Here is a 7,897-nt window from a genome sequence, read left to right as displayed (position 1 = left end):
CCCGGCGCGACAGCCGGGCCACCAGGCTGACCACGACCGCGATTTCACACTCCAGCCGAACCGCTCAGCCAGCGACCTGATGAACGTGAAAGATCGAGGCTAACCAGGCAGAATCTGTCGGACGAGGGTCCGCTGCGGTATGCCGTCAAACATCCGCGGTTCCTGGTCCCCGGAATAGCAGATGTAAAGCTCTCCGCGCGTCCTCGTGACGAGCACGTAGTACTTCATCTTCAAATCCGCGCTGGACGGATCGTCCGTGTCGAGATGCGCATCCGGGACGATCACAGTGTCGAAATCCAGGCCCTTGACGCTCGCCCGATTCACCAGTCGGAGACCCGAACGATCTGGGTCGACTTTCCGGTACCGCGCGTCTTCCGCGGCACTGACATAGATCTGCGGTCGCAGGCCGGGGCTCACCCGCTCGATCTCCGCCAGCAACTCGCCCTGCTCACGGCTGTGCTTGACCACCACTCCGATCGTGCGCGTGCGATGGGTCTCGGCATAGCGGGCGAGCCAGCGCGCGAATGGACGGCGCGCTTCCGGGCGCCGCAGCAGCACCGGAACCGGCCCGTCCCGGTGCGGCAGCGGCGGCTGGTGCAGCCCCGGGTAGAAGTGGCGGGCGAGTTCCGCGACCGGGCGGGGGTTCCTCAGATTGGTGCTGATCTCCAGCCGTCCGCACCCGCCGAGAGCCTTCTCGATTTCATTGAGCGTGGATTGGGTACTGGTGATCCGCTGGCACTCGTCGGCGAACGCGACCACGTCCATTCCGAGGACTCTGCACAGGCCGAAGAACTCCTGCGGGAGGTCCTGCGCTTCGTCGATGACGAGAACATGTCCTCGTCGTCCGGTGTCGTGCAGGGCCGCAGACATCAAGCGGGTCCAGTCGAAGGCGCCGATCCTCGCTCCGCCGAGTGGCGAGCCGGTGGCCTCCCGGTACCAGGCGTGCACCCAGCCGTGAAAGGTCATGATCGGCAACGACACGCCGAGTTGCGCACCGCCGGCAGTCAGATGCTGTCCGAGTAGCTTCGAATGCGCGATCAGCGTCACGGGACGGCCGACGATCTCCAGCGCGGCGGCGTGGTGGATCGCGAGCAGGCTCTTGCCGGACCCGGGCGGTCCGCTGACCAGGTGATGGCCGGGCTTGGCGAGCTGGTCTAGCACGTGACGCTGCTCGGAGAGCAGGTCGAGATAGCCGATGGTCACCACGCACCGACCTGGTGCGCCGCCTCTTCCCGAGCAGCCTGCACGACGGGTTCGAAGAACCCCGGAATTCCTGAGCCGCCGACCACCATCACCCGGTCGAGCAGAATGTTGCCCACCTCGCAACTGGTCTCGGGGATGAGTGCGCAGGCGTGGCATGCCGCCCGGTTCAGGTTGCCGTACCCTTGGCCGCCGTGCTCGGAGCACAGCGGGTCGGCCGAGCACCAGGCGGCCTGTTCCAGGAGCCGTAGGAGAAGCTCGGGAAGCAGGTCGGGTTCGCCTTGACGCGCGAGACCGCCCAGGGTGCCCTCCGCATCGCCGGAGGCGGTGTAGACGAGCAGTCCGTACTGGTGATCATCGCCCTCCACAGAACGCGCATACACCCGCTCGCGCAGTGACGCGGCGCTGTACCCGGACTCGAAGGACAGTTGCCGGACGAGAAGATGCCCCAGTGTGTGCAGCAAAGGGAGCCGGGGCAGCAGCCGGGGACCGGCGAAGGCTTCGATCCGGTCCCGCTGGAACGACTTTGCCAGGTCTGCCTGCATTCCCGCGGTGCGGGTGCGAACTTGCGGAAGGGCCTCCCACTGCCTGAGCAGTTCCTCGTTCAGCGTCAGGAAAATCCCTTCGCCGAACACCTCAATGGCGGGCAACCAGCGTCGGCGTCCCGATGGGTCCACCGGAATCATCCGGCCCTCCGGGGAGACCCGGCTGAAACCCTGGAGCGCACGGACCTCACGGATTCGTTCGGCCACGACGACCCGCGAAATCCTCGCCTCCAGCTCAGTCCACGGAAGCTCTCGTGACGAGCCCAGGTTGACCTCGCGGGTGACGAAATGGGCGCTGCGCGCGGGTTTGGTCGCGGTGAAGGCGGCCCACTCGCCCCTGCTGAGATCGGGCCCCTCCCCGGTGGGCGCTGCCTCGGGGCTGGCGGCCTGCCCGGTTTCCTCCTCCACCAGCCGTTTGACGAGCGATGGGTCGGCCTCGGTCACTCCCGCGATGAGCACGATGAGGCCGTCCGCTCCCGGTGCGTCGGGCGACTGGCACAGCATGCCGAAGTATGGGTGCTCCCGAATCCGCCGCGTTGCCTCGTCGGCCACCACGGGCGCTGCGGGGGCTGGAATGTCGAGCGCCGAATGGACGACGGGATAGTAGACGTTGCCTGCGGTCCGCTGCACGATCTGGATTTGCTCCCCGCAGTCCTTCCGTTCGCTGAACCGTTCCCAGGGATTGCGCCCGCAGCAGCGCATCTTCTGCGTGCCCAGGATGTCGAGCAGGTCTCTCTGGGCCGCCGCACACTCCTCGTGCCGGCATCGCACCGTCAGCGCCTCAAGCCCGGTGGCGTTCTCTCCTGCCTCGAAGCTCAGCGCTGTCGACCCTGGGCATCTGTCGCGTTCCTCGGGCGTGAGCTGGGAGTGCGCCCAGTACCACCAGTCGACGTCCCCCAGGTGCCCGGCCTCGCAGATCTGGACGAACCGCATCGGGGTGAGTTTGTGCCGCGGACTACAGAAGGCGCAGTAAGGCGGATGTCCGAACTTCTCGTCCTGGATCCGCCAGTGCGTCATCCGACGGCACGATCCGCAGAAGAGCCAGGCCGGGAAGCGGATGAACGCCGGCCCCGACGCGTCGGGGACGTCGTAGTCCGCAACCGGTGCTTGCAATGGCGCCCACAGGCCCGTGACCTTCAGCTTTCGCTCCAGCCGGGGCGCGTGGATCTGTTCAAGGTTCCGTGGCGACGGCCAGTCAGCGATGCCGGCTGCGACGAATGATTCGCCCTGGACGTCGAACACCGCGCCCACCCCGAAAGGTACGACCGTCTGTGCCTGCCGGATGCGTAGCTTGCGGCTGCTCATTCCCCGGCCCCCTTCACGACGACCTGGCATTCACGGTCGACGCTACGCATGGAATGCTGCGTCTCCCACATGCCGCCGGGCCGGTCGAAGTTCTTGAGCAGGCTCGCCTGCGCCTTTCCCGCGGGTTTGTAGTACAGGCGTTTGCCCGCCTGCCTCGCATGCTCCGCCGCGTCCAGCCAGGCCCGGCGGAGTCCGTCGAGGTCGGCCCGCACCTCGCCGGCGGCGGACGGGTCTGCCTTGGCCGCCCAGCGGACCAGCCGGGATGTGGCCTCGGCCAGTTCGCTGGCGTGTTGGAGGACGTCGCCGGCTTGATCGTCCGCCGACAGTCCGAGGCCGTGCCGGACAAGGATCACCAGCGCGGCGTGCAGCGCCCGGCGGCGGGACGGGATCGACCACGGGGTCACGCTCGTCGGCTCGACATGTTGGTAGAGCGCCTTGTGGAACGTGCCGAACGTCTCGTAGTGCGAGCGGTCACGCGACCGGGTCGCGTTGAGGAAGGTGACCACGAGCCCGGGGACGCCGTGCCGCCCGACACGGCTGCTCGCCTGGATGTACTCTGCTGTCGCCTTCGGCTGGCCGAGCATCAGCATCAGCGCAAGCCGCTTCACGTCCACTCCGACCGAAAGCATGTTGGTGCAGACGACCATGGAGACGCTGTCAGGATCCTCGAAACTCAGCTCGAGGCGGTCCAGCAGTTTGGGCTGCTCCGATCTGTCGAGGTTGCTGGACAGTTCCTCCACCTGCCGTTCTGTCAGTTCACGACGGCGTCCAGGCGAGCCGAGGCCGCGCAGGTGCGCGGGGATCTCGTCACCGGCGGCAGTACGGGTCCGGCCAAGCTCTCGCATGCTGTGGTGGTAGGCGACGAGCGTCCAGTAGTCGTCGCGGTGCTCCTCGGGCAGCTCCATGGGCGCGTGCAACATGGCGGCCGCCGTCACCGCAGTTGCGCGGCCCGCGGTGTGGCCCTGTGCCATGACGCCGACGTACTTCCTCCCGGGGACGGTGTCATCCGGTTCGGCAAAGTAGGAGTAGCGGGCGTCCAGGCCCGCCGAGGGGAACAGCTGAACGCTGCGGCCGTACAGCGCGCGGATCTGCTCGCTCGCGCGCCGGATAGTGGCGGTGGACGCGACGACCTTCGGCCCGCGGGCTCCATTCCACGAGCACAGTTCGAGCACGGCTGCCTCGTACAGACCCACGGTGGTTCCGAGCGGGCCGGTGAGCAGGTGCAGCTCGTCCTGGATTACCAAGGAGGGGGGCAGGTACTCACCGCCGAACAGCCGTCCCGCGTCGGGCTCCCAGGCCAGCCGGGCGAACTTGTCCACGGTCCCGAGGACGAATGTCGGCGGGTCCGCATAGAGGTGCTCGTCGACCACCGCCACCGGCAGCCGTTCATGGAAGTGGCAATCATTCCTGGGGCACAGGAACCGGAAGGACGTCTCGGTCGTCCGTACTCCGTAGTCACCGATGTCGGGGGACTTGGCGGTGGGCATGATCTGCGTGCCGCACCACGGGCAGCGGTCGAGGATGAAGACGTCCTTCGGCCTGGCGGCCTCGCGCTGCTGCCGGAACATCTCGTGCGCCTCGGCGTACTTGTTGGGGGTGGTGCCGCCGCCGACCCACAGCCCGATGCTGAACGGGCCGCCCGGAATCACCGGGTCCTCCTTCAGTCGGAGGTACTCCAAGGCGCAGACGGTGGTCGCGGCACGCTGGAACTGCTGCGTCGTCAGCAGGCTCAGTGTGTATCGGCTGAGCACGGCGGTGCCGCCGCCGTCATCTCCATGCCGCAGCCTGCGCAGGATCATCTCGAAGGCGGCCAGAAAGAGGTACGCCTCTGTCTTACCGCCGCCTGTGGGGAACCAGAGCAGGTCCACCACCTCGCGGTCAGGGTGAGACTCGTCGATCAGCCCGCAGGCCGACAGCAGGAAGAACCCGAGCTGGAACGGGTGCCATGCCGCGCCGGGCGAGGGATCCGGATCCAGCGCGACGGCCTCGGAACGCGGACGGCGCCGTCCCCCGAGGTCCCGCGCCGAGTGCCGCATCTGGAGCGCCATCACCCGGTTGGCCAACCGGAAGGCACGAAGTGCCTGGCCGGAGGAGTCGGCGAACAGCGCGTCGGCCCCGAGTTCCATCCTGCGAACAGCGGTGTCCAGTCTGTCAATGATGCGCTCCGCCGCTTCCCGCGCTCCCGGGGGCACGTCGACCGTGCGCTGCTTCTGGCACCAATTCCGATAGCCGCCGATGAAGTCCATGATTTCCGTGTGCAGCCGGGGCTCCGCCACGTCCGGATCGGACAGGTGCGCGAGCTTCAGCACAGGTAGCCCGGACGGCCCGGCGGGCCTGATCGCCGGTACCTCGGCCTCCGGCATCATCTGGGTCCGGAGCCCAACCACCCGGCCGTCCTCGGCGATCTCGTCCACCGCGCAGCTGTGGCCGACGGCGTGTGTCACCACGTGCCGGTACTGCAGGCGCAGCTCCTGCTCTTCCAGGTCGCGGCTGGTCAGCCGGATGCTCGGGTATTGCAGCAGCTCGCCGCCGATCGGTTTGACCTCCAGCGAGACCTGAAAGAGCATGTCGTCCCATTGGGACCCGTGGTCCCCCATGGCCTTCTTGGTGTTGACCAGCGCGACGGTCACCAGCCGCTTACCTGCGAACGATCGCCACCGCAGGCGTATCTGCGCACGGCTGTCCCAGATGTCCCTCTCGACCTCTCCGGCCTTGAAGGTCTCCTCGAACTCCTCCAGCGGGACGCGCTGCCACTTCCTGACCTTGCCCCGCAGCGTCTCGTAGCGGGCGCCTCGGCAGGCCAGCGTCAGCTCTTCAGCGTCGGTGTAGAGGGAGATCCCCATCGAGGACGGCAGCCAGGCGTTGGCGTCCGGGACGGTGTCGTCCGCGAAGCGCGTCTCCTCGGACGGATCCTCAGGAGCGGCGCCCGGCTCGGTGACCTCGGCACCCTTGGTCAAGCTCTGCTGCCGGTCGGTGTCCTGAGGGTAGAGCGTGCCCATCAGGTAACGCCGGTTGGGTGGTTCCTCGATTAGCTCTGTGACTTCCCCGACCGGCCCGATCAGTTGCTGACGGAGGTACCCCAGTAGCTCCTCGCGTGGCGACATCCGCCCCTCCCGCTCCATCCGGACACCCGGATGCTAACAACGCTCAAGGACACAGACGCTTGCCGCAGAAATTTGGTTGTCTTGAATGTCGGTGGCTTATGGGAACGTTCTAATCATGACCGTTGAGACGCCATTGGCACGCCCGGGGGAGCCGGGCTTCCACCAAGTCGTGGCACGTGTCCTGCGGCAGCTCAGGAGCAGCGCCGTGAACGGCGCCGTGCCCGCCGGGGTCTTCGAGGATGCCGCCGAGCAGATGAGACTGAACCCGGAAGCGCGCGAGCGCGTCGTGGCGGCGCTGGGCGAAATGGGCCTTCGGGTCGTCATCACCAGGCCCGCAACGGTTGCGCCGTCCGAGCGGTCGGAGCGCGCGCTTGCGCTGGTACGCCGGTACCTCCCCACAGGCCGTGTCACGCGCGAGCAACTGAGTCGTTTCGGCGGGCTGGCCGGGCTGGATGCCGAAGAGATCGCGTCACTCCCCGAGCGCGCGAAGATGGCCGGCATCGTCGTCCTGCATGACGAACCGGTTTCCTCGTGGCCAGAACCAGCGTCCCCTCCAAGACGTGAGCCCGAGCTCGCCGCCGAGCCCGCCGGCAGGACGTACGACTTCCCTCGTGCCATCGCTGCGGCCCGGCGCCTCATTGGCGACGACCGGTTCCGCGCCGACCCCCGTAGGCACCTCCTCAGCGCAACCGAGGAGATGGGGTTGAGCATCCTGCTACGTGGCGGCGTCGACCGCGTGGGGGTCGAACCGACCGACGAGGAACTCTCCGCATTGCCCGCCGACGACATCCGCAGGGTGGCCCGCAACACCTTCGTCCTGCACAACACGCGGCTGGTGTACAGCGTCATCCTGGGCTACCTGGGGCAGGGGCTCGAGGAAGAAGATCTCGTCCAGCACGGAATCCTCGGTCTCATCCGCGCCGCCCGGAAGTTCGACCCACGCAAGGGCCACAAGTTCTCCACCTACGCCACCTGGTGGATCAGACAGTCAGTAACCCGGGCGATCGCCGACGAGGGCGCGGCCATCCGCATCCCCGTTCACATGCACGAGAAGATGCGCATGGTCGCGACCACGGAGTCAGCGTTGCGCCGGGCCGGCAGGTCCGCCACCGCGGTCGATGTGGCGCTGGCCACCGGCCTGGACGTCCGAGCGGTGGAGGAGGCGCGCGCCCTGAGCAAGGTCACCGACTCACTGGACCGAATCGTCGGGGACGGGGCCAACCTGGGCGATTTCCTGTCCCTGCCCGACCCCACGCCGGGGCCGGAGGAGAGGCTGCAGGAGATGCTCTCCGAGGAAGCCGTCGAGGAGTGGCTGGCCCCTCTCTCGGAAAAAGAAGCTGACATCCTCCGCAGGCACCTGGGCCTCGATGATGACGAACCCCAAACCCTTGAACAGATCGGCCACCACTACGGCGTGACCCGTGAGCGCATCCGGCAAATAGAGGCGAAGGCCCTGGAGCAGATCCGCGAGCGACTTCCCGAGGAACTCCGGGAGCGAATCCCCGCGCACCTTCGCAAGCGTTCGAAGAAGGCCCAGAAGAAGCCCGTGGGTAGATACAAGTAACCCGTCGAGAGGAGTACAAATCGTTCCGCTACGAAGGCCGCACGGCCCCGGCGTAGTCGCTGCGGGACATTGGTGCTATCTGCACATGGCTGCCGGTATGTGGGGCATGGACCATCTTCCCCTCGCCTATGTAGAGGCCCACGTGGTGAATCGTGCTGGGATCGCGGGGGTTGTAGGCG

The 7,897-nt window shown here is 67.3% G+C and carries 5 protein-coding genes; 1 reads left to right on the top strand and 4 read right to left on the bottom strand.

Annotated elements, in window-relative coordinates; translation table 11 throughout:
- Window positions 1-99: 99 nt before the first annotated feature.
- From FLV34_RS38360 to FLV34_RS38350, 3 genes are read right to left on the bottom strand one after another with little or no spacing between them, the layout of a single operon-like run.
- Entirely contained in the window at window positions 100-1,206 is a 1,107-nt protein-coding gene (locus FLV34_RS38360) for an AAA family ATPase (protein WP_168066648.1), read from the bottom strand.
- The gene (drmB, locus tag FLV34_RS38355) at window positions 1,200-3,050 is read right to left on the bottom strand and encodes a DUF1998 domain-containing protein (RefSeq protein WP_142652648.1); all 1,851 of its coding nucleotides are present in this window, start codon (window positions 3,048-3,050) and stop codon (window positions 1,200-1,202) included. The genes FLV34_RS38360 and drmB overlap by 7 nt, the downstream gene beginning before the upstream one ends.
- On the bottom strand, window positions 3,047-6,049 hold the full coding sequence (locus FLV34_RS38350) for a helicase-related protein (RefSeq protein WP_240972253.1): 3,003 nt from the start codon (window positions 6,047-6,049) through the stop codon (window positions 3,047-3,049). Before FLV34_RS38350 ends, drmB begins: the two co-directional genes overlap by 4 nt.
- 310 nt (window positions 6,050-6,359) lie before the next feature.
- Between FLV34_RS38350 and FLV34_RS38345 the strand changes: the two genes are divergently transcribed.
- Window positions 6,360-7,718, top strand: a complete 1,359-nt coding sequence (locus FLV34_RS38345) for an RNA polymerase sigma factor RpoD/SigA (RefSeq protein WP_168066650.1) — start codon at window positions 6,360-6,362, stop codon at window positions 7,716-7,718.
- A gap of 28 nt (window positions 7,719-7,746) precedes the next feature.
- Here the strand turns inward: FLV34_RS38345 and FLV34_RS38340 are convergent, their stop codons facing one another.
- Window positions 7,747-7,869 (bottom strand): NlpC/P60 family protein, encoded by a 123-nt coding sequence (locus FLV34_RS38340; RefSeq protein ID WP_261986068.1) that lies wholly within the window; start codon window positions 7,867-7,869, stop codon window positions 7,747-7,749.
- Window positions 7,870-7,897: the final 28 nt, after the last annotated feature.

The sequence above is a fragment of the Microbispora sp. CSR-4 genome (genome assembly GCF_008033685.1).
Classification (GTDB): Bacteria; Actinomycetota; Actinomycetes; order Streptosporangiales; family Streptosporangiaceae; genus Microbispora.
Note: the sequence above shows the minus strand (reverse complement) of the source record. Positions and strands in the feature narration are given on the sequence as shown.